The 21,315-nt window shown below is 66.7% G+C and carries 24 protein-coding genes; 12 read left to right on the forward strand and 12 right to left on the reverse strand.

Translation table 11 applies throughout. The features are described from left to right. Positions 1-59: 59 nt before the first annotated feature. Positions 60-1,349 (reverse strand): DUF2254 domain-containing protein, encoded by a 1,290-nt coding sequence (locus tag Rhe02_RS08350; protein ID WP_203907511.1) that lies wholly within the window; start codon positions 1,347-1,349, stop codon positions 60-62. Positions 1,350-1,489: 140 nt separating this feature from the next. Here Rhe02_RS08350 and Rhe02_RS08355 point away from each other — a divergent pair, with 140 nt between their 5' ends. The 4 genes from Rhe02_RS08355 to Rhe02_RS08370 all read left to right on the forward strand — a co-directional run bounded on the left by Rhe02_RS08355 (position 1,490) and on the right by Rhe02_RS08370 (position 6,114). Continuing rightward, complete coding sequence (locus tag Rhe02_RS08355; RefSeq protein WP_239123551.1) at positions 1,490-2,407, forward strand: aldose 1-epimerase family protein; 918 nt, start codon at positions 1,490-1,492, stop codon at positions 2,405-2,407. Further along, positions 2,404-3,108 (forward strand): DUF1345 domain-containing protein, encoded by a 705-nt coding sequence (locus Rhe02_RS08360; RefSeq protein ID WP_203907512.1) that lies wholly within the window; start codon positions 2,404-2,406, stop codon positions 3,106-3,108. The genes Rhe02_RS08355 and Rhe02_RS08360 overlap by 4 nt, the downstream gene beginning before the upstream one ends. Before the next feature lie 157 nt (positions 3,109-3,265). Continuing rightward, positions 3,266-4,561, forward strand: a complete 1,296-nt coding sequence (locus Rhe02_RS08365) for a chloride channel protein (protein ID WP_203907513.1) — start codon at positions 3,266-3,268, stop codon at positions 4,559-4,561. Positions 4,562-4,623: 62 nt separating this feature from the next. Next, on the forward strand, positions 4,624-6,114 hold the full coding sequence (locus tag Rhe02_RS08370) for a DUF4303 domain-containing protein (RefSeq protein WP_203907514.1): 1,491 nt from the start codon (positions 4,624-4,626) through the stop codon (positions 6,112-6,114). 8 nt (positions 6,115-6,122) lie between these two features. Here Rhe02_RS08370 and Rhe02_RS08375 read toward each other — a convergent pair whose 3' ends face one another. Together Rhe02_RS08375 and Rhe02_RS08380 are read right to left on the reverse strand one after the other, a co-directional pair. Further along, positions 6,123-6,542 (reverse strand): putative type II toxin-antitoxin system PemK/MazF family toxin, encoded by a 420-nt coding sequence (locus Rhe02_RS08375; RefSeq protein ID WP_203907515.1) that lies wholly within the window; start codon positions 6,540-6,542, stop codon positions 6,123-6,125. 104 nt (positions 6,543-6,646) lie between these two features. Next, positions 6,647-6,868, reverse strand: a complete 222-nt coding sequence (locus Rhe02_RS08380; RefSeq protein WP_203907516.1) for a hypothetical protein — start codon at positions 6,866-6,868, stop codon at positions 6,647-6,649. A 176-nt stretch (positions 6,869-7,044) separates the two neighbouring features. Here Rhe02_RS08380 and Rhe02_RS08385 point away from each other — a divergent pair, with 176 nt between their 5' ends. After that, positions 7,045-8,409, forward strand: coding sequence for an RICIN domain-containing protein (locus Rhe02_RS08385; RefSeq protein ID WP_239123552.1), 1,365 nt, complete (start codon positions 7,045-7,047; stop codon positions 8,407-8,409). A gap of 52 nt (positions 8,410-8,461) precedes the next feature. Here the strand turns inward: Rhe02_RS08385 and Rhe02_RS08390 are convergent, their stop codons facing one another. Beyond that, positions 8,462-9,337 carry an SDR family oxidoreductase gene (locus Rhe02_RS08390; protein ID WP_203907517.1) on the reverse strand — a complete coding sequence of 292 codons (876 nt, stop codon included), beginning with the start codon at positions 9,335-9,337 and terminating at the stop codon, positions 8,462-8,464. Positions 9,338-9,404: 67 nt separating this feature from the next. Here Rhe02_RS08390 and Rhe02_RS08395 point away from each other — a divergent pair, with 67 nt between their 5' ends. Beyond that, complete coding sequence (locus Rhe02_RS08395; RefSeq protein WP_203907518.1) at positions 9,405-10,046, forward strand: winged helix-turn-helix transcriptional regulator; 642 nt, start codon at positions 9,405-9,407, stop codon at positions 10,044-10,046. A gap of 12 nt (positions 10,047-10,058) precedes the next feature. Here the strand turns inward: Rhe02_RS08395 and Rhe02_RS08400 are convergent, their stop codons facing one another. Next, positions 10,059-10,715 carry a response regulator gene (locus Rhe02_RS08400; RefSeq protein WP_203907519.1) on the reverse strand — a complete coding sequence of 219 codons (657 nt, stop codon included), beginning with the start codon at positions 10,713-10,715 and terminating at the stop codon, positions 10,059-10,061. Continuing rightward, positions 10,712-11,911: a sensor histidine kinase gene (locus Rhe02_RS08405; RefSeq protein ID WP_203907520.1), complete on the reverse strand. Its 1,200-nt coding sequence runs from the start codon at positions 11,909-11,911 to the stop codon at positions 10,712-10,714. The genes Rhe02_RS08400 and Rhe02_RS08405 overlap by 4 nt, the downstream gene beginning before the upstream one ends. A gap of 135 nt (positions 11,912-12,046) precedes the next feature. Here Rhe02_RS08405 and Rhe02_RS08410 point away from each other — a divergent pair, with 135 nt between their 5' ends. From Rhe02_RS08410 to Rhe02_RS50865, 5 genes are all read left to right on the forward strand, one after another. After that, complete coding sequence (locus Rhe02_RS08410; protein ID WP_203907521.1) at positions 12,047-12,226, forward strand: hypothetical protein; 180 nt, start codon at positions 12,047-12,049, stop codon at positions 12,224-12,226. Further along, complete coding sequence (locus tag Rhe02_RS08415) at positions 12,226-12,942, forward strand: ABC transporter ATP-binding protein (RefSeq protein WP_203907522.1); 717 nt, start codon at positions 12,226-12,228, stop codon at positions 12,940-12,942. The genes Rhe02_RS08410 and Rhe02_RS08415 overlap by 1 nt, the downstream gene beginning before the upstream one ends. An 8-nt stretch (positions 12,943-12,950) precedes the next feature. Then, positions 12,951-15,395 (forward strand): ABC transporter permease, encoded by a 2,445-nt coding sequence (locus Rhe02_RS08420; RefSeq protein WP_203907523.1) that lies wholly within the window; start codon positions 12,951-12,953, stop codon positions 15,393-15,395. Between the two features lie 125 nt (positions 15,396-15,520). Next, entirely contained in the window at positions 15,521-15,973 is a 453-nt protein-coding gene (locus Rhe02_RS08425) for a Chromate resistance protein ChrB (protein ID WP_203907524.1), read from the forward strand. Further along, a complete protein-coding gene (locus Rhe02_RS50865; protein ID WP_203907525.1) occupies positions 15,970-16,266 on the forward strand; it encodes a chromate resistance protein ChrB domain-containing protein in 297 nt (98 codons plus the stop codon). The genes Rhe02_RS08425 and Rhe02_RS50865 overlap by 4 nt, the downstream gene beginning before the upstream one ends. Here Rhe02_RS50865 and Rhe02_RS08435 read toward each other — a convergent pair. The 3 genes from Rhe02_RS08435 to Rhe02_RS08445 are packed head-to-tail and all read right to left on the reverse strand — an operon-like array spanning position 16,155 to position 18,655. Next, positions 16,155-17,063, reverse strand: coding sequence for a phosphotransferase family protein (locus Rhe02_RS08435; protein ID WP_203907526.1), 909 nt, complete (start codon positions 17,061-17,063; stop codon positions 16,155-16,157). The genes Rhe02_RS50865 and Rhe02_RS08435 overlap by 112 nt on opposite strands. A gap of 22 nt (positions 17,064-17,085) precedes the next feature. Beyond that, positions 17,086-18,279, reverse strand: a complete 1,194-nt coding sequence (chrA, locus tag Rhe02_RS08440; protein ID WP_203907527.1) for a chromate efflux transporter — start codon at positions 18,277-18,279, stop codon at positions 17,086-17,088. A 7-nt stretch (positions 18,280-18,286) separates the two neighbouring features. Next, positions 18,287-18,655, reverse strand: coding sequence for a hypothetical protein (locus Rhe02_RS08445; protein ID WP_203907528.1), 369 nt, complete (start codon positions 18,653-18,655; stop codon positions 18,287-18,289). Between the two features lie 118 nt (positions 18,656-18,773). Between Rhe02_RS08445 and Rhe02_RS08450 the strand changes: the two genes are divergently transcribed. Further along, positions 18,774-19,163, forward strand: coding sequence for a hypothetical protein (locus Rhe02_RS08450; RefSeq protein ID WP_203907529.1), 390 nt, complete (start codon positions 18,774-18,776; stop codon positions 19,161-19,163). On the opposite strand, the gene Rhe02_RS08455 is transcribed toward Rhe02_RS08450, so the two are convergent. The 3 genes from Rhe02_RS08455 to Rhe02_RS08465 are packed head-to-tail and all read right to left on the reverse strand — an operon-like array spanning position 19,131 to position 21,315. Beyond that, positions 19,131-19,706, reverse strand: coding sequence for a hypothetical protein (locus Rhe02_RS08455; protein ID WP_203907530.1), 576 nt, complete (start codon positions 19,704-19,706; stop codon positions 19,131-19,133). The two genes, Rhe02_RS08450 and Rhe02_RS08455, sit on opposite strands and share 33 nt — an antisense overlap. Next, a complete protein-coding gene (locus Rhe02_RS08460) occupies positions 19,688-20,032 on the reverse strand; it encodes a PadR family transcriptional regulator (protein ID WP_203907531.1) in 345 nt (114 codons plus the stop codon). Before Rhe02_RS08460 ends, Rhe02_RS08455 begins: the two co-directional genes overlap by 19 nt. 38 nt (positions 20,033-20,070) lie before the next feature. Next, positions 20,071-21,315 (reverse strand): MFS transporter, encoded by a 1,245-nt coding sequence (locus Rhe02_RS08465; RefSeq protein ID WP_203907532.1) that lies wholly within the window; start codon positions 21,313-21,315, stop codon positions 20,071-20,073.

Below are 21,315 nucleotides of genomic sequence, written 5' to 3' on the forward strand. Positions count from 1 at the left end.
CGCGCCCGGGGTAAGCCGGTCAGCCCAACGCCCGCCGCGCCCGGGGTAAGCGGGTCGGGCTAGCGCTCGTCGGGGCCGCCGATGCCTTGCCGGTCGGGTTGCCGGGCGAACTGCCGCTCCTCGGAGTCCGGGAAATGGGCGGTGACCGTCCGGTCCAGGCGGGCCAGTTCGGCCTCCACCGCCGGCCGGCAAGCCGGATCGACGATATCGTTGAGCCCCTCCAGCATGGCTTTGAGACGCCGGCATACCTGAATCGACTCACCTCCGTACTCCCGGATCTCGGTCACGGCCAGCCTCAGGTAGTCCTCGAAAGTCCGGACCGGCACGACCAGCCGGACAGTCCCGTTCGGGTCGGTCGCCACCAGATGCTGCTGCTGGTCCAGATCAGGTGCCAGACCTCGAATGAGCGCCTCGATCTGGTTGATGAGCTGCACAGCCGTGGTAGGATCGTTGACCGCGGGCGACAGCGCCCGGATGGCGATGTCCACCATGATGCGCAGGGCGAAGGCCGGATCGTCCTCAATGGAGCGTTCCTGTCCCAGGGCGATCATTCCGGCCACAACCCGCGCGTCGGGCAACTGCTCTGCCGGGTGAATGTTCACGACTGGAAACCCGGACGGCACAAAGTCTCCCACCGAGCATCTCATCTCGATGGCGCAGCCGTACTTTACGGCCATGCCGACCAGGCCGTGCAGGTTGATCGCGTGCAGCGCGCCGCCCTCGCCCAGCCCGACCACCATCACCGGATCGCTTGCAGCCAAAGGATTCGGAGCGCGCGCGATGGTCACGCCGGCCGCCGCCGCGCCACGGATCGCATGTCTGCCCTCCTGCAAGCCCCGCCGTCCCACCATGTCGCCCACAGATACCGGACGCAGGTTGTGAACGAACCGGTCGAGATACAAAAGCAGCAGAATGAGATTGACGATGAACGCCAGACCCGCCACCGACACGCCCAGACTCGGCACGGAACTGTTGGTGATCCCACGCAGCACGGCGAAGGCGAAGGTCACCGTGCCCACAAACGACGCCAGGGTAAGCTTTTGCAGCCGATCCCGGTACCACAGACGCATAAATCTTGGAGACAACGTGCCGGTGGCCATCTGCACCACCAGCACACCAATCGTCACCACGAAGCCGAACAACCCCACCATGGCCGCGATGATCGTCGTCAGCACCCCACTCGCGGTGCCGGCCGAGTACTGCCAGGCTGTGGGCAGGCGGGCGACCGGGTCATGCCACGCGTCGGCGGAACCCAACACCGCCCCGAGCACGGCTCCGAGCAGGGGGATGACCCACAGGCTGCCGATGAGCCGCTGGCGCAGCTGAAACCTGCGCGCCCAGGAAAACACGGAAGGACGGCCAAGTGAGGACGTGGTCACCATTCGCCGCCCAAATAGATCGCCATTGACGATGCCCAGTTTAGACGCATTACTGCCACGAAAATGGCATTTCATCCACGATCGTTCGCGGTCATGGCTACGGTGCGATAGTGACCAGCATCCGGCCGGCGTCAGGCGATCAGTGGGTCATCACGTCCGGCGACCAGCGTGCCGTAGTGGCAGAGGTCGGTGGTGGGCTTCGCGCCTATAGCGTGGGCGGCTGGGACGTCCTGGACGGGTACGCCCAGGACGAAGTAGCGCCGGGCGCGGCAGGGCAGATCCTGGCTCCTTGGCCAAACCGCATCCGAGACGGCCGGTACACCCATCGGCAGCAGGCGCACGAACTCGCGCTGACCGAACCCGAGCACCACAACGCCGCCCACGGACTCGTGCGCTGGCTGCCATGGCGGGCCGAGGCGACAGCCACCGACAGCGTCCAGGTGGTCTGCCTGCTGACGGCCCAGCCCGGCTACCCCTGGCACCTGCGGATAGCCACCACCTGGTCGCTGCGGCCCGACGGCCTGCACGCCGAGCACGCCGCCACCAACCTCAGCGCGCAACCCTGCCCGTTCGGCCTTGGCATCCACCCATATCTGCGGCTGCCTGAGTCCACTGTGGACGAAACGCAGATCACGCTGCGGGCGCGGACACGGCTGCTCGTCGACGACCGGCTCCTGCCCATCGGCCAAGCCCCCGTCGCCGGCACAGACTACGACTTCGGCAGCCCGCGAGCCATCGGCGCGGCGAAGCTCGACACCACCTTCACCGACCTCGAATCCGGCGGCAACGCCGTCACCATGACGTCGCGAACAGGCGAGCACGCCCTGCGCGTGTGGGGCGACGAGGTCTTCAAGTGGTGGCAGCTGTTCACCGGCGACACCGTCCCAGACCCCCGCCGCCGCCGATCCATCGCCGTCGAACCCATGACCTGCCCGCCAAACGCCTTCCGCAGCGGCACCGACCTCATCACCCTGCAGCCGGGCGAAACCTGGCGCGCCACTTGGGGAGTGACGCCAATCCGTCCGTGAGAAACGGGGTCGAGACGCGAATGGACCGCGGCGAGCACGCCCAGCCTGACGCGAAGGCTGCCGTTACCGGTCAGCAGCGGTGGCCGGTAGTGCTGACTGCGCTGTTCGCGCTCGCGATATCGGTGTTGCTGCCAGAGCGGCTGATACTCGGCCCAGGTTGGGTGGTACCAGCCATGCTGGGGATTTTCGCGATCGTGATTCTGGCGACCAGCCCGAGACTGGCCGGCCGTCGATACCTCTTGTTACGCGCGCTGACGATCGGGATGGTGGTGATCTTCGCGGCCGGCGCCGGCTATGCGGCGATCCATCTGGTGCTTGACCTCATCGATGGCGGCAAATCGTGGCCGACCGCGCGAGCGCTCCTTGTCGCCGGGGCAGTGGTGTGGCTCAACACGAACATCGCCTTCGCCCTTGTCTACTGGGAGCTTGATGGCGGAGGCGCGCTGAATCGCGCCCGTCGGCCACAGCCCTATCCCGACCTGGCCTTTCCCCAGCATTTGAGCCCGGAACTGGCCCCGCCTGGATGGCGGCCGACGTTCATCGACTACCTGTATCTGGGATTTACCAACGCGACCGCGTTCAGCCCGACAGACGTGATGCCGTTACGGCCATGGGCGAAGATCGCGATGGGCCTGCAAGCAACGATATCCATGGCGATCCTCACCTTGGTCATCGCCAACGCGGTAAACCTCCTTGGCTGAACAGGATTGCGCATATGTCGGCGAGAAGGTCTGGTCTGGAGAAGAATGTCAGCGGAGGACCGCACCCGGGGCCTCGGGCCGGCCAACGTGTGGCAGGGAAAGGCGGTGGCCGGATCGTGCGGCGACACGGGAGTTCAGCTCTGCCGGGGTGCTCCTCGTGAGCCTGTCCGGCGGGCCGGCCGAGGCGCCACCGGTCACCCAGAAGCGGGAGTTCTGGGCCCTGATGGGTTATGCGGTCGCCCTGGGGGTGTTCGGCGCGATCGCCGGTCTGGTGTTCATCGGAGTAATCGACTTCGGGGGCAAGTGGTACAACGACTCCGATCCGGGTTGGTTCGGCGGGCAATGGTGGTGGGTGGCTGTAGCCGCGGTCGCCGGCGCGGTGGTCGGGTTGCTGCGCCGTCTGACCCGCCTGCCTCATGACGTCCCCGGCCTGTTCGCTGATCTGCAAACCGAGCGGGTTGACCGGAAAATCGTGCCTGGGATCGTTGCTGTCTCAACGGTTTCGCTGATCGGTGGCGCCAGCCTCGGCCCGGAAAAGGCGCTGGGTTCCATGGGCGGTGGGGCGGGCAGCTGGCTGGCTCAGCGAAAGTCGCTTGGCAAAGAGGACTCACAAGTCAACACGCTGGCCGGCTTCGCCGGTGCCTACGGCGGGCTCTTCTCCAGCACGGTGATCGTGGTGCTGCTGATCCTGGAGGCTGCCCGCCCGGGCGGGCAGCGGCTCACCAAGGCCCTCGCCGCCGAGATCGTGGCATCAAGCGTTTCGTTCGGCATCTACTTCGTCATCGCCGGTGCTGTCTTCCTGGACAGCTACCAGGTGCCCGCCTACGAGTTCGAGAGCTGGCAACTGCTCGCCGGAGTTCTCCTGGGCCTGTTCGCGGCCCTGGTGGTGACGCTGCTGGCCGGGCTCATGAGGGCGGCGGCGAGGCTGTTCGGCCGGCTCAAGGCCCCGGCGATCGCGAAATCGACGCTGGGCGGCCTCATCTTCGGAATCGTCGGCGTGGCACTGCCGCTGACGATGTTCTCCGGCAGCGAGCAGCTCAAGACTGTGCTCAAAGACCCGGGCACCCTTGGCTTGGGTTTGATCGCCGCCGTCCTGGTCGCCAAGATGTTCACCTTCGCGGTCAGCCAGGCGAGCGGTTTCGTCGGCGGGCCGATCTTTCCCTCGCTGTTCATCGGCGGAACCGCCGGAGTCCTGGTCCACCAGGTCATCCCCGGCGTGCCAATGGGTCTGGCGTTCACCTGCCTGCTCGCCGCCGTCCCGGGGGCACTCGCGCCCGCGCCATTCTCCATGGTGCTGATGGCTGCCTTCCTGACCCAGGTTGGGGCGCTGCAAACCGCCCCCATCCTGATCGCCGTTGTCACCGCGTTCCTCACCATGGAAGCCGTCAAATATCTCCTCGCCCGCGGCAAACAGACCCGCACAGCCACAGCGAAGCCGACAGCTCCGGCGTGACCTCGCCCTACCCCTAGGACGCCGGCCGCTCCGACGTGGACGAACCCGTATCATCACTCGGCATGACTGCCGCGCGGCTGCGCCAGGCGTACGTCGACGACCTGACCCGGGCGTGGACGACGTTCCGCGCGACCTACCCCGACCACAACCCTTACGCGCTGGTGGTCTACGGGATGGGCTGCGGCGATGCGGATCTCGTCCCGCATGTCCTCACCGAGCAGGGCCTGGCCGAGGTCGCTCAGGACTACGTCGACGGCGGACACCATGACACGCTTGAAGAGGCCCGCGAAGACCTGCGCTACTCGGTCGAGGATTCCCCGCTGGCCGCGGACTTCCACGAGCTGGCCGCCGCCGGTGCGGTCAGCGCCTACCTCGGCTCGCTCGATGACGAGCCCGACACCGATAGCGCCGCGAGCGCGGTCATCGCCGCCCTGCGCGAGCTCGACAGGCGGGAGTTCTTCGGCACGGGTGCTGTCCGCGATCAGCTGGTGCTGGTCATCCTCGATGAGGGGGACGATGAACTGGCGCAGCGGTCGGCGATCGAGCTGAACCCGCCCTTGGTGGCGCAGCGTTTCGTCGAGCAGATCCGTACCGAGGGCGACTACGCCAGCTGCGACACGCTGGCCGTAGCGGCAGACGGCAAACGCATTTACACAGCCGGCTCGATCGCCAACCCACAGGCGGGGTCCGGCTCGCATGAAGAGTTCCTCGGGCAACTCGTCGCCTATGACCTCCACGGCGTGAGCCTGATAAAGCGCTGGGCGTATGAGATTCCCGGTTGGGGCGACTCGTTTCGGCAGGTAGCCTGCTCGGGCTCGGCGGGCACGGTGTACGCCCTGCGGTGCCAGTACCTCGACAGCGGCGCCCGTGCGGTCGTGATGCGCTTCGACGCGGCCGACGGCCGGCTCATCGATCAGGGCGAGCTACCCGGTGAACCGGCGTCGATGGCGGTCATGGCCGACGGCTCCGAGATCGCCGTCTCAATGTTCGAAGGTCTTCTCTACCAGCTCGACGCCGATCTGCAAGCCATGGACCCGATCCGGCTCGCGCAGCGGGCAGGCGGGCTGCGATATCTGCGCGGCGGCGAGCTGCTCATCGCGACCGACGATGGCGTCCTTCAGCTCGATCCCGGCAGCACCCTGCCGCGCCAGGTCTTCCCGTTTAGAGCATTCCGGCTCAGCACCAACGATTCTGAGACGATGCTGGCCGTGTCCCAGTGGCCGCAGATCCACGGCCAGGATGTCGAGTTCGGAGCGTCGGTCGTCCCGCTGCCCGGCCTGAGCCCGGTCAGGTCCTTCCTCCTGCCCGACCATCAGGCGGTGACGGCCGAGCTGTCTGCCGACGGACGGCGGCTCGCGCTGATCGCCCTGGCGCTGAACTCGGCCCGCAAGCACATCATCGTGTTCGAGACCGAGACCGGCCAGGAGCTGATCCGGCTGCGGGCCGATCACCTCATCGGAGATCTGGCATTCCTGCCCGACGGCAGCGCCCTGGTCGTGCCGACCAGCGGGGCGACCACCGGACCACCGCTGAAGATCTTGCCCATCTCCTAGCTCCCCGGCTACTCCAATTCGGCCAGCCGCAACGCATTGGCAAGCTGTTCGAGCTTCACCGTCGACAACGCCCCGGCTTGCTTGACCAAGCTTTCCCGTGTCAACGTCACCAGCCAGGTGCAGAAGATGCGACCTTGATGGGGAATCGCCACCCGCACCACACCGTCGTACGTAAGCCCCTCACCGGTGCCGATCTCGACCTCGATGCCGACACCGCCGACGTCGGCACCGGCCAAGCTGATGGCCTGCTGCCTCGCCGCGGGGTCAGCCGCCTCGGTTGCCGACAGCACCACGAACCCCTGCTTCTGCTGGGCGGTCGCGGGCGCGACGATCTGCATCGCGCGAAGCTCGGACTCCTCTGTGCCGCAGAGAAGCACGACGGGGCAACGGTCGCCGACCATCGCCCACCAGACTTCGCCTCGCTCCACTCGCCATCCCCTCAACGCCGGGGCCGTCACCAAACGCTGACTGCCCAGCGCACGACGCACGCTAGCCGCCATCGGCGCCAAGAAAGCGCTTACAGTGCGCCGCTCTACCCTCGAGCCAGGACTGACAACGCTATCGCCACCAAGGCGAACACCGCGCCACCACCCAAGAAAGGCGCCGCGAAGGCAAGCTTGACCGGGGCTGACGCGCCGCGTCCCGCAATTTGATCATCACCTGGACCGCCGGTCTTTGGTGCCGCCACAAACAGTCCAATAGCGGCGCCCGCGACAGCGAGCACCACGGCGACCACCGTCAGCACCTCATACATGGCACCACTATAGACGCGTAGAAACGCTTCCCTTATGCCCCTCTTGGGACCCTTTGGACCCGGCAGAGAGCGTTCTCTTGCGGTAAAACTATTGACTCGAGCGGCATCGCAGTCATAAATTTCACTATCTCAACGCCTCTATGAACATTATGTTCACCGTCCCCCTGGAGGTCCTCATGTTCCCAAAACCGGCCGCGGCGAGCGCGGCTGTGCTGCTGATCGTCGCCGGGCTGATCAGCGTCTCCAAGCCCCAACCCGCTTCCGCTGCCACGTGCAGCGTCCTGTTCGACGACTTTCAGTACAGCTCGTCGGCTGACCCCGCTCTGGCCGCTCGTCATTGGACAGTCCGGACCGGTGGGGGCGGGCCGGGGATACCCGGCGCCTCCTGGCTGGCATCCAACGTCACGTTCCCCGTCGTGGATGGACAGAAGGTCCTTCAGCTGTCCTCCTACACCGACGGCACCGGCGCCGGGACTGCCCAAACCGAGGTCTACCACCAGCGGAAGTTCTTCGAAGGCACCTATGCCAGTCGCGTCCGCTTCGCGGATACACCGATAGCCGGAAACGACGGCGACCGTATCGTGGAGACCTTCTTCACGATCACCCCGTTGGCCTACTCGATGGATCCGAGCTACGGAGAAATCGACTTCGAGTATCTGGCGAACGGAGGATGGGGCGAGACAGGCTCTGCCTTCTTCGAAACCACTTGGGAGACCTATCAGCCGGACCCGTGGGTCGCCGACAACGTTCATGCCGTCCAGCGGCGCAGCTACAACGGCTGGCACGATCTGGTCGCTCAGGTCAGTGGCGGCCGAGTCAAATACTTCATCGATGGCACCCTTGTCGCCGATCACGGTGACAAGTTCTATCCCGAGACACCAATGTCTATCAACTACAACCTCTGGTTCATTGACAGCTCCGGCCATTCAGGCGGCCGAAGCACCTATATCCAGCAGGTGGACTGGCTCTATTTCGCCGGCAATGAGGTGATCTCGGGTGACGTGGCCCGCAATCGGGTCAACGCCTACCGGGGCATTGGAACGTCGCATGTGGACACTGTCGGAACGGCCGGCACCTGTCCCGATCCGGGAGGCGGCGGGCCGATCTCGCCCAGCACCTGGTACAGCGTCGTCAACAAGACCAGCGGCAAATGCGTCGACGCCCGCGCCGCGGGAACAGCCAACGGCACGGCGATCCAGCAGTACACGTGCAACAACACCTATGCCCAGCAGTACCAGTTCCAGCCCACCGGTGGCAGCAATGTGCGCATCAACAGCCGCAACAACTCCGCGCAGGTCCTCGATGTAAGCGGAGTGTCCACTGCGGACAATGCGGTGGTGCACCTTTGGGCATACGTGGGAGGTGGCAATCAGCAGTGGACGCCGGTGTCGGAGGGTAACGGCTATTACCACTTCGTCGCCGTACACAGTGGAAAATGCCTTGATGTGCCGGCCTCCTCTACCGCCGACAGTGTGCAGCTCGTGCAATACACGTGCAATGGCACCGGGGCTCAGTCGTTCCGGCTTGTCGCCCAGCCGTAGCAGACTTCGGCCGCCCGCAGTCACACCGGCCGCCGACGGCGTGACTGCGGCACTACCGCAAAAAGGCTTGGGCGTTGCGCCGGGCGAACTCGAGGAAACTTGTGGGCTCCACGCCGAATGCCCGGTGGGTCTGTAGCCACACGTGGGACTCGGGGCGGCGGCTGCGCTCAGCGAATATCTCGTTCAGGGTCTGGATAGCGGGCTCTGGCATTCCCTTGGCCCGCAACTCCTGCAGCTTCTCCTCCAGAGATATTTCTGTGTACCGGAACGCGATCCCGGTGGCTTCGGAGATCTGCTCGACAATCTCCTTCATCGACAACGCTTCTGGCCCGGTCATGTCGTAAGCCTTGCCCTCGTGGCCGTCGGAACGCATCAGCGCGACAGCGACCTTGGCGACGTCTTCGATGTCGACGGGCGACAGCCGGCTGTCGCCGATCGGCATGCGCAGCTCCCGCTGGCCCGCTTCCACGCCGGCGAGGGTGCCCGGCAGGTAGAACTGCATGAACTGGCTCGGGCGCAGGTGGGTCCAGGCCAGCCCGGATGTTTCGAGGTATCGCTCGATCTCCAGGTGCTCGCGGGTCCCCCGGAACTTGTCGGGGTCGAAATCGACGCCGGACTCCTTGCCCGAGTACTTCACGATGTGTGGCACGCCCGCGGCCTTCGCGGCGTCGATGAACCCGCATTGTGTCTGCACCATCCGCTCCCGGGCGGACGAAATCATGAGCACCCGCTCCACATCGCGGAAAGCCGCCGTAAGCGATTCCGGCTGCAGCATGTCGCCCTGCACCAGCTCGACATCAGACAGCCCGTGGAACTGCTGGGCCTTGTCGGGGTTCCTGAACAACGCTCGGACAGACATGTTCTGCTGGGCGAACTCGCGGATGATCATTGATCCGCTGAGGCCCGTTGCTCCGGTCACTAGAATCATGACTGCAACCTTAGTAGCGTTTACTACATAAAAACAAGTAACTCATCTGGACTATGTAGGATGAGGTATGACCACCGTCCGTTCCTACGGCGACCCGTGCGCCGCCGCGCGTGCCCTCGACGTGATCGGCGAACGCTGGGCGTTGATGATCGTCCGGGAGCTCCTCTTCGGCCCCAAGCGATACAGCGACCTGCAAGCCGGGCTGCCCAACGCCAGTCCCACCGTGCTGTCGCAACGACTGCGCGATCTGGAGGAAGGCGAGGTGATCCTGCGGCGCAAGCTGGGCCCGCCGACCCGGGCCTGGGTCTACGAACTCACCGAGTGGGGCCACCAGCTCGAGCCGATCCTCGTGCACCTTGGCCGCTGGGGCAGCCGCTCCCCCGCCAAGCCGGCCACGAAGACCCTGAGCACTGACTCCTTGATGCTCGCCATGAAGAGCCATCTCGAACCCGCTCGGATGGAAGGCCTCGATGCCACCTTCATGATCGACCTCGGTGAGGACCTCTTCACCGTCCGCGTCATGGACGGCGAGCTCACCATCCAGCGGGGCGAACCGACGCGATGGGACGCGGCCATCCGGACCGATACCGCCACCTTCCAAGCCCTGGTGATCGGGGGACGCTCCACCAGCGAGCTCGGCGCTCGGCTGGAGACCACCGGCGATCGCAAAGCCCTCCGGCGGATGTTGGACGCCCTGGTCGCGTCGTAACGATGGACTGTCCTATGTGGCCGGTCGAACGAGTCCGTTCTCGTACCCGAAGATGACCGCTTGGATCCGGTCTCGTAAGCCGAGTTTCATAAGGATCCGCTTGACATGGGTTCTGGTTGTCGACTCTTCCACCACCAGCGCCGAGGCGATCTCGCGATTGGACAGTCCGCGGCAGATCAGCTCGAGGACCTGGCGTTCCCGTGCGGTCAGCTGCGCGAGCGTGGCGTTGGCGGTGTATTCGGGTGTCGGCTGCTGGGCCATCCGGGCGATGACCCGGCGCGTGACCGAGGGTGAAAGCAGGCAGTCGCCGGTGGCGATGGTGTGCACGGCGGCGATGAGTTCTTCCGGGCGTGTGCGCTTGAGCAGGAACCCCGAGGCGCCGGCGCGCAGCGCGCCGAAGATGTAGTCGTCTTGCTCAAACGTCGTCAGCACAAGGACTTTGACCTCGGGCAGGGTCTGCGCCAGCAGCCGTGTGGCGCTTATACCGTCCAGGTCCGGCATCCGCACATCCATGAGGATCACTTCAGGGTTCAGGGCGCGCGCCAGCTCGACAGCTTCGCGCCCGGTCCCGGCCTGGCCGAGGATCTCGATACCGCGGTCGTAGGAGAGCAGCTCGGCCAGACCGGCCCGCATCAGGTGGTCGTCGTCCGCGATCAGCACCCGGGTCATGAGCGTTGCCCGCCGATCGGGATGCGCGCGTGGACGCGAAACGTCCCATGCTCTGTGCCCGTGTGCAGGGTGCCCCCGAGCAGGGTGACGCGTTCTCGCATCCCCACCAGGCCATGACCACCGCCGGAGCGCGGCTCCTGCTGAGCCGGCACGGGATTGGTGATCGTCAGATCGGCCGAGCGGTCGTCGAAGCTGAGCGCTATTGCGGCGCTGCCTTGACCGTGGCGGGCCGCATTGGTGAGCGCTTCCTGCAGGATGCGGTACACCGTCTGATCTGCCGGGCTTCCATAATCGGGCGGCCGGCCGGAGACATCGAGGGTGACCACCAGACCGGCTGCGGAGTGCTGGCCAATCAAGGTGGGCAGGAAGGCCAGCCCGGCCGGAATCTCGACACTGCCGGTGGCGGGTGTTTCCCGCAGACCGCCGACAATGTGGTCGATCTGCTCGGCGGTCTGCCGGGCAAGCTGTTCGATGGCCTCGATCGCCGCCAGCGAACGCTGGGGGCTGTGCTGATGGTGCAGCCGGGCCGCTCCGGCCCGCACGGCGATGACATTGATGGCGTGGCCCGCCGAGTCGTGCAGATCGCGCGCGATGCGGGCGCGCTCCTGGGCGACGGCGAGCTGGCGTTCCCGTTCGGAGTCCCGCTCGGCGCGCAGCGCGCGGGCCTGAAGCTCGGCGATCTGCTCGCGGCGCAGGCGGGTGCGTTCCCCCGCGAACCAGGCACCCGACCAGGCCAACCCGGTGTGCAACAGCTCCACGCCCGGAAAGCCTTGCCGCCCAAGCCCAGCCGCGCCCAGATAGGCGACGAACAACACGGCGACGATGACCGTGGTGCGGCCGGTCCACGGCGCCGGTCGCTCCCGGGAGGCCGCCAACAGGTAGAGCGCGATCGTGGGACCGAGGATCACATCGGCCGGATAACCCAAACCGGCCAGCAGGATGCCCGCTGCCGTGGTGGCGGCCATCACGCTCAAAGCGTGCCGCCGCCAGGCAATCAGCGGCAGCGTGGAGCAGGCGGCCAGCGTCACCGCCGAGAGGTCGAGCTGGCCCGACCACGCGTCGGCGGCGACGATGCCCCCGTGGCGCAGCAGGGCGAGGGTCACCGCCAGCGCTACCGCGGCGACCACGGCGTCCACGAACAGCCTGAGCCGCAGCGGCACGGACGCAGGCCGCTGGACAGTGGCGAAAACAGACATGACCCCGTTGAGGGTACCGGCCGATGACCTGCGCCAAGTCGCCCCGTCGGATGACCCGCGTGGACTAAATGGGGACGGCGAAGTTCCCCTCGCGGCGCGATTCGCCACCCGCCATCCCTTCATAGGTTGGCGGACATGGACACGGAACAAGAATCGGCCGGCGGAATTCGGCGCTGGATCAAGATTGCGGTGATCGTGGTGGCCGTGGCCGTCCTGATCACCTTCGTCGTGATGATCGTCCTCGGTGATGACCACGGCCCGGCCCGCCACTTCTCCGCCGGACCGGCCAACATTGCCGCGGAGAGCGAACTCTGATGCGGTACACGATAGAAATCGACGATGTTGTCAAGGCATATCCGTTGGGACAAGGCCGATTCATCGCTGTCGACCACCTCAGCTTGACGGTGGGCGCTGGTGATTTCGTGGCGGTGGTGGGGCGTTCGGGCAGCGGCAAGACGACGCTGCTCAATCTGCTGGCCGGTATAGACCGGCCCACCTCAGGAACAGTCCGGGTAGCGGACGCCGATCTCGGCGCGCTGTCCGAGTCGGGCCTGGCCGGCTGGCGGGGCCGCAACATCGGGCTGGTGTTCCAGTTCTTCCAGCTGCTGCCGACGCTGACGGTGGCCGAAAATGTGATGCTGCCCATGGACTTCGCCAAGACCATCCCGGCCGGGCGGCGTCGTGAGCGGGCACTCCAGCTGCTGGACCGCGTCGGCGTGGCCGATCAGGCCGACAAGCTTCCCGCCACCCTGTCCGGTGGTCAGCAGCAACGCGCCGCAATCGCTCGCGCATTGGCCAACGACCCGCCGGTGCTGCTTGCCGATGAACCGACCGGAAACCTCGACTCCGCAACCGCCGCCGCGGTGCTCGAGCTGTTCGCCAGCCTCAACAAGGAGGGCAGAACCATCGTCGTGGTCACCCACGAGCGCGAAGTCAGAGCCGTCGCGGGCCGTGAAGTGATGCTGCAAGACGGCCGAATTGTCACCAGCGACACGGCAGGCGAATCCCCACGGCAGGGGACCAAAGCATGACTGCGCTGATGAGAATCAAGCTGCGCCGTGACATCCGGGCGGTGTGGCCACGGCTGGCGCTGATGGCGGCGGCCATCGCGGTGAGCCTGACCACTTTCGCGGCGGTGCTTTTCGCTTGGGCGGCCAGCGGCCGGGAGACCGGCGCCGCTTACGCGAGCACCGAGCCCGCGTCGGCGACCATCCTGCTGGACAAGCCCATTGCCGCCGGGCAGATGGCCCAGATCGCCCGCTCGGCGCTGACCAGACCGGGCGTGATACAGGCGGCCGGACGTACCCAGCTGCACAGCGCGCTGGAGGTCAACGGTCAGCCACGCGACCTGCCCATCCAGGTCTTCGTCGCTCCGGCGGACGACCCGATGCTGATGGCCAAGATGTTCCCGGCCCGACGCAGCTGGCCGCCGGCGCCGGGCGAGCTCTTCCTGGGCCGAGATTCGCTTGCGCTGCTTGACATCACGTTGGGCGATACGGTGACCATCACCGTGCCCGGTGGCGCAAAGGTGAGCCTGCGGGTCGCCGACACCGTCTATGACCCAAGCCTGTCCCCCTCCCCCCAGGAACAGACCGCCCGCGCCTATATGTCCGCCGCGTCGCTGACCCCTGCGGGCGAAGAGCCCCAGCTGGACCAGCTCAAGATCCAGCTGGCTGAGCCAGGGCAGATAACGCCCAGCCGCGACCGCGACTATCTGGTGGCCGCCGCTGGTGAGGTCGGCCGGTGGCTGCAGAGCGACTACGGTTTGGCTGTTCGTGAGGTGCAGGTTCCTCGCCCGTACACCCATCCACATCAATGGCAGGCCGATGCGCTGCTCGCTTCGCTGCTGGCCGGGGCTGCGGCATCCTTGCTGCTGTCGGCGATCCTGGTCGCGAACATGCTCAACAACCTGTTCACCCAGCAGATCCCGCAGATCGGCATCATGAAAGCCGTCGGCGCCCGCCCCCGCCACATCGGCGGTCTCTACCTGACGATGACGCTGCTGGTTGCCGCTACGGCCACTCTGCTCGCTTTCGGTCCGGCGATCCTGCTCGGCCGGCTCGCCGTCGACACCTTCCTCGGCTTCCTGGGCATCACCCCGGCGAGCCTCGCACCTCCAAGCTGGACGGTTCTTGTCGTGCTGGCCGCAGGTTTGCTTCTGCCACCGCATTTGGCTCTGGTCCCGTTGTTCAAGGTGAGCCGGATCACCGTGCGTGCCGCGATCGACCACCACGGCGGCGGCTCCAGGCCAAGCAGGGCAACGGCTTTGCTGGCCCGGCTCAGCCGCTTTGGCGCTGTCGACCGGGGCCTGCTGATGGCGCTGCGCAACACGATCCGCCGTCCAGCCCGGTTCTGGCTGTCGGCAGGTCTGCTCGCCACCGCCGGAATGGTGTTCGTCGCCGGAATGTCGCTGAGTACCAGTACCCAAGCCATCTCTGAGGAACAGGAGCGGCAGCGCACCTGGGATCTCGACGTTCAATTGTCCGGCCAGTTCTCGATGCGGCAGATCGAAACCGCCGCGCAGCAGGTGTCCGGAGTGAACACCGTCGAGGGCTATCAGGTGGTACCGGCCGGGCTCGCCGGTCCGGGAAAGATCCCGATCACCCGCACCTACCCCGACCAGGGGCACGGCCGGATCGCTGTCACCGCCATACCGGCCGATGCCATCACCTTCCCGCGGCCCAGGATGCTCGAAGGCCGCTGGCTCAACCCCGGCGAGACCGGCGCGCTGGTGCTCAACCAGATCACCCGCGCCAGCACCGCACCCGGCGTACAAGCAGGCGACACCGTGCAGCTCATCATCGGCGGTCAAGCCACGACCTGGCGCGTGGTCGGCATCGCGGAGGAACGTATGGGCGGAGCCGGTGGCGTCTATGCCACCGCCGAAGGGCTGGCTGTCGCCACCGGACAGCCGACGCAGGTCAATCAGCTCCGCATCGTCACCACGAACCACGATGAGACGGCGCGCCGCACCGCCGCCGACGCGGTCGGCACCGCGCTCACCGCGGCAGGGGTCGGCGTCGCCTCCTCCAAGTCGGTCAGCCGCCGCCAGGACATCTCCGAAGGCCACCTCGGCCCGGTCATCCTCATCCTGCTCGGCATCGCTCTGCCCCTCGGCGTGGTCGGCGTCATCGGTCTGGCCTCCACCATGAGCGCCAACGTTCTCGACCGCATCCGCGAGTTCGGAGTGATGCACGCCATCGGCGCCCGCCCGAAAGCGGTGCGCCGCATCGTCGTGGCCGAAGGTGTTTTCCTTGCCATAATCAGCTGTCTGCTCGCCATCGGCCCGGCCCTCGCGCTTACCTCAATCCTCGGCGCCGGCCTGGGCAACCTGTTCTTCGCCGCGCCACTGCCCTACCGGGTGTCCCTACCGGCCGCGGCCATCTGGCTGGGCCTGGCGGTGCTCGGCACCATGCTGGCCACCGAGGCCGCCGCGGCACGCGCCGCGCGCCTGACCGTCCGCGAAGCCCTCACCTATCTCTAGCCGCAAAACCTTTATGGATCTGCGGATGTTCGACCGACCAACGCCGGGCCGGGCCCGGCGTTGGTCCGCGGAATCTGACCGGCTCGGATGCCTGGTGGCCGTGGATAAACCGCTACTATTCGGCCATGCCGACCGAGTGGGTGCTTTTGTCGTACCGGCTGCCGCGCGAGCCGTCCACGCCGCGGATCGCGACCTGGCGAAAGCTCAAGCGGCTCGGTGTGGCGCAAATCAACGACGGCCTGGTCGCCTTGCCCGACGACGCACGCACCCGGGAACAGCTGGAGTGGCTGGCGGGCGAGATCGCAGAGGCGGGCGGGGTCGCCGCCACCTGGCTGGCCCGGCCCAGCGTGATCCAGGTAGGACGGGATCTGGTCGCCGAGCTGACCCAGGCGCGCATCGACGAATACGCGGAGGTCATCGAGGAGGCTCGATCAGCTGGTGACCTGGACGACTCGGCCCGCCGGGCGGTCAAGCGGCGGCTGCTCGACAGGCTGCATCGCATCGGAAGGCGCGACTATTTCCCGACACCTGAGCGGAAGGAAGCACACGAGTTGGTTGCTGCCATAGTAAGCACATGAAGTGGGCGACCCGTGAACATATTCACATTGATCGCTGCGCCTGTGCCTGGCTGATCCGCGCGCCCATGAGCTGGGGCACGAGCCCGCCTAGTGGCCTGCGGGGCCGGGCAGCCATCCCGATGTCGCGCAGATCCAAACTATGCTTGAAGACCTCGTCCGCCGGCGGTCGGAAGAATAGATGTCACAGGTCTTCCAGGCGCAGTGCCAGATCCGCTGTGGCAGCTTCGGTGTGCGACGCGCCGCGAGCGATAACCGCAAGATCGGTGCAGATCATCGCCACGGTCCAGATCTGATGGAACTCACGCGCAGGGACGGCCCCATCGAGGTACGCATGACGTAGCAGGATCCGATCGGCGGGGTCGGGCCAGCGGTGCAGGTCGAGCGCGGGATGGCCGGCATAGGAGTCACCGAAGTCGATCAGGCCGGTGAGTTGGCCTGTGCCCGGGTCGACGAACGCGTGGGTAGGGCCGGGATTGGAGTGCAACAGTGCGGGGGCCTGAATCAGGGTTTCGGGCAGCGCGGCAAGCGATCGACTGATCACCATGTTTAGTGGCAGCGGTAGCGGTACCAAGGAAAAACCATCGGCAATATCGGCGAATCCGTGTTCAAATCGGTTGCGCAGCGCGGCAGCGTCGTTGTCGGTGGGAAGCCGGCTGATGTCGACTGATGTGGCGTGCAGCCGGCGCAGTAGCGCGCCGAGCTCGGCGAGGAGATCCGGCTGTGCCGCAGCATCAAGGGAGGCGTTGCCCGGGATTCGGGTCATACACAGGTACTCCACCGGACCCTGGTCGGTGTCGGTGCGGTCGTAGCCCAGCAGCCGGGGAATCCAGCCGCTCAACGGCTCAGCGAGCGCGTCAAGCAAATACGCCTCCTTGGCGAGGCTGGTGCGTGGGCGCAATCGGTGCGGGCGCTGGGTTTTGACCACGATCGTGTCATCGACCAGATACGCACGCGCCTCCCCTCCCGACTCGTCCACACCGGTGACATGGTCCACATTGGACACATGGCGCCGAGTCAGGCGCACGATGAGTTCGTCGGACAGCACCGGATCGGGAGCATGCGGTTGCAGATAGACGTCGGCGCGGCCCACGATCGACTCCCTTCTCGGCGGGTTACCAAGGCCAGTGCAGGATGATCCCGGCGATGGCGCCCGCGGCCACCACATACGGTTCCTTAATCTTCCAGCGCAGCAGGACAGCCAGTGTCGCTACGGCGATTCCGGCGGTGGCCCAGTCTGTGACGATCTGCTGAGACAACACGACGACGACGCCGGCGATCGCGCCCGCCGCAGCCGCTGTGGCGCCCTTGACGAACGCTTGGATCTGAGCGTTGTCGCGGTGGCGCAGGAACCACGGCCCGGGCAGGACTACGCCGAGAAAGATCGGGGTGAAGATGGCGACGGTGGCCACGATTGCGCCCTGCCATCCGGCGGCCAGGTAGCCGACAAAGGTGGCGGTGATGACCACCGGCCCCGGGGTGATCAGGCCCATCGCGACCGCGTCCAGAAACTGCGCATCGGTCAGCCAATGGTATTGGTGTACAGCCCCGTCGCGCAGAAATGGCACAATCGCCAGCCCCGATCCGAAGGTCAGCGCTCCGGCCTTGGCGAAAAACCAAGCCAGGGTAAGCAATGTGCCGGCTCCGGTGGCGGCGGCGAGTGCTTTGACCGGCCAGGCGATCGCGGCCACGGGGGCGATTGTCAACGCCGGTCGGTCGCGGCGGCGAAACCAGCGCGGGGGCGCGTCTACGAGAATCATCACGAAGCCGGAGCCGAGGAAGAGCAGGGCGATCTCCGTTCCGGTCCACGCGGTCGCCACCGCCAGCACGACGCTGATCGTCCACAATCGCCAGTCACGCCGGTTGGTCATCCGGGCCAGTTTGTAAGCGGCGATGGCGATAATGGCCATCACCGCCGGAGCGATGCCGTAAAACAGCGCCTGCACCAGGCTCGACCCCTGATAGCGGCCATAGGCGACCGCCACAGCGAGCACCACGACGAACGACGGGGCGATGAACGCGATGGCCGCGGCCAGCGCGCCCCAGGATCGGGCGCGAAGGAATCCGAGCCACATTACTACCTGCGCGGCAAGGGGTCCTGGCATCGCCTGCCCCAGCGCCACCCCATCCAGAAAGTCCTGCGGTGACAGCCATTTGCGCCGTTCGACCAGGTCGCGTTGCATGTAGCCGACAGTGGCGATCGGACCGCCGAAGCCCCAGGCGCCCAGGCCGAGGAAGTAGCCCAGGAACACCTTCATCGGCACGGCGCGGATATCAGGCGCAGAGTCATCGGCATCCGATGTGCTCATGCCGGCGTCAGTAGAGGTAGACATCGACGAGAAACGCCGCTAGACCTGCCAGCAGCGAAAGGCTGACCGCGCGGCGGGCGGGCTCGCCGCTCAACGGGCCCAGGCCGAGCACAAGCGCTGTGGCGGCGATCGCAAACACCCCGGAGCCGGTGTCCTGCCAGCTGGCTGGCATTACCGCGATCGGCGCGTCAGTGAAGAAGCTGTCGGCGTGTGTCGCCCGCAGAATCGCGTTCCAGGCGATCGGCCCCACTGCGGCGCCCAGGGCAGCTCCCACTCCAGCGGCGACCCGGTGACCGCGCGCAGCGAGCGCAACCAGGGCTGCGGCCAGCAGCGCCGACAGCGCCGCGCCATAACCGATGACCATCCAGCTGATCATGTCGCAGCCTCCCCTGGGCTTGGTGGGCGATGTCCTATCTAGACGGTCGACGACCGCCGGCTCGGAGTTCACCATCGCACCTTTTCAATTCTGATGCAACCGTGGTTACATCTAGCGCATGGAAAGTCTGGTCACCTTTGTCTGCCAACACGGCGCCGGCAAAAGCCGCATCGCCGCGGCCCTGTTCAATGCGGCCGCGCCACCCGGCTGGCGGGCAACCTCCGCCGGTATCGAGCCTCAAGAGCAACCGAGTGCGGCCGCCGCATCAATGTTGGTTGCCGACCCCGCGGCAGCGGAGCTCGACACCACCGCCCCTCGCCCATTGGGCGACACCCACAACGGCATGGTCGTAGCCATCGACTGCGATATCCCCGAGGCCCGGCAGTGGATGCTCACCCACGAATGGCCCGACCCGCAAGTCCTCGCGGAGCTCCGTGCCCTGACCGCCGAACTTATCGCGGGTCTGAACCTGCGGCTATCGAGCGACCAGCATGGGCAGCTGGCGTAACGTCAGGCCGACGCGGGCGATGCTGGCTGGGACGGCCAGCGCCATGGGCCAGACGAAGCCTGGCGCCGCGTACCCGATGGAAAAGAGCATGATCAGGTCGAGCAGGCTCATGGCGCAGGCGCCCATCACGGCGATACGCGTGCGGGAGTAGGTGTTGCTGGTTGCCGCGGCGGCCAGCACCGCGATAGTGGCCAAAAGGCTTGCCACGAAGGCGATGACGGCGGGCCTGGGAATGGGCCAGGTCCAAAAGCGAGCAGCCACAAGACTGGCGCCCCAGCACATCCCTACGGCAGGCCCGGTGACAAGCATCAGGCGCGCAGCCCGCCGTGCCGGTGAGTGCCGGGCAAATGCGGCATTGATTTCTTTTGTGGTACCGAATTCGGCTAACGCCCTTGCGGCAGCGTCCTGCGGCGACAGGCCCGTGCCGAGGTGATGGTGGTAAGTCTCGGCCAGCCCGTCGGCGAGCTCGTCAAGGGCGTCGGCGGGCAGACGGCAGCGGGCGAGGCCGGCCAGAAAAGTCTCGATCAGGTGGTGGCTGGCCACGGTTTGGCCTCCAGCATCGCGGTGACAGCGGCGGCGAACTCACGCCAGTTGGTGCGCTCGCCGGCCAGCTTGGTTTCACCGGCGGCGGTGAGCTGGTAGCTGCGGCGGCGTCGTCCGTCCACCACCGACCAGCTTCCGGCGATGAGGCCGGCGGCTTCGAGGCGGTGCAGCGCAGGGTAAACGGTGCCGGTGGGCAGATCGAAACGGCCGTTGCTGCCGTCGCGCAGCGCCTCTTTGACGGCGTAACCGTGCTGCGGCCCGTCGGCGAGGGTGGCCAGCAGCAGCACATCAAGGTGGCCTTTGAGGGCTTGCGAATCCGCCTTCATAGGTAGCTATCCTACACTCATGACGGTGGGCAGCAAACCTAGCGGCGGGTGAACGCCAGGCCGGCCAAGGCAAGCAGCATCCATCCGACCAGATACCAGAAGGCGACAGCGGGCGAGAGGACCGTCCACAACAGACCCGCGATCGCCGAGGCGGCAAGGTTGCCCAGCGACTGGACGGCGGCGAGCATGCCGAAGGCAGACCCGCGAATGTCGCCCGGCGCCATCGCGGCGACTGCGGCGTGTTCGGCTGTCTCCACCGCGCCGATGCCGATCCCGGCAAGCACAAACGGTAAAGCCAGCACAGCGACCGAGGCCGGAGCGAGGGCGAAACCGGTGTAGGCAAAGGTGAAACAGGCCACCCCGCCGGTCAGCACGACGACCGGGCCGGTCGCGCCGAGACGGTCGGCCAGCCTTCCGGCGGGGATGCTGGCCAGCGTGGCGGCCACGTTGTAGCCGATGTAGAGCGCGATCGCATAGGTGGTCGCGGTGGCGCTGCCGTGCTGAGGGGTGAGCAGCTCGGTGGCGCGCAGGATGAGCAATGTCGCTGCGATGTTGCCCACTTCGAACGCGGCCACCGCACCCAGCAGCCTGCCCAACCGCCCGCGTAGCACCGGACGGACGATGAACCGGATCGGGGTGCGTGGGCGGGCGGCGGCGCGGCGGGTATGCCGGATCGCGTAGACGATCGCTCCCGCCGCGAGCAGACCGGGAATCACCGATAGCGCGATCGCCCACCGCACTCCCACCACGGCGACCAAACCCAAGGCCAGCAGCGGGCCGAGAATCGCGCCGAGGTTGTCCATGGCCCGTTCGAAACCGTAGGCGCGCCCGTAAGCGGAAGCGGGTACGACATCGGCGAGCAGAGCGTTGCGGGCCGGCACCCGCAGCCCACGGGCCAGCCACGCGCCGCTGCGCAGCAGCCCCACCTGCCACACGCTCTGCGCGGCGGCGATGCCCGCCGAAAGCACCGCGGTGGCCGTGTATCCGCCTACTGCCACCGCCCGGCGCCGTTGCGGATCGTCAGCCAGCGCGCCACCGGCAAAGCGGGCAACCCCCGCCAACCCGTCGGCCACACCTTCGATCACCCCGAGCGCGGCCGCGGGTGCTTGCAGGGTCGAGGTCAGCAGCGAGGGCAGCAACGCTGTGGGTATCTCATGACCGACATCAGCGAGCAAACTCGCGGTGCCGATTCCGGTCACACCGGCGGTGAGCCAGCGCTGCTCGTCGGAGTCGGCAGCGACCGGCTCGGGCTGACTGGAGGTCACGGCACGTGAGTCTGCCAT

The organism is Rhizocola hellebori (assembly GCF_016862955.1).
GTDB lineage: Bacteria > Actinomycetota > Actinomycetes > Mycobacteriales > Micromonosporaceae > Rhizocola > Rhizocola hellebori.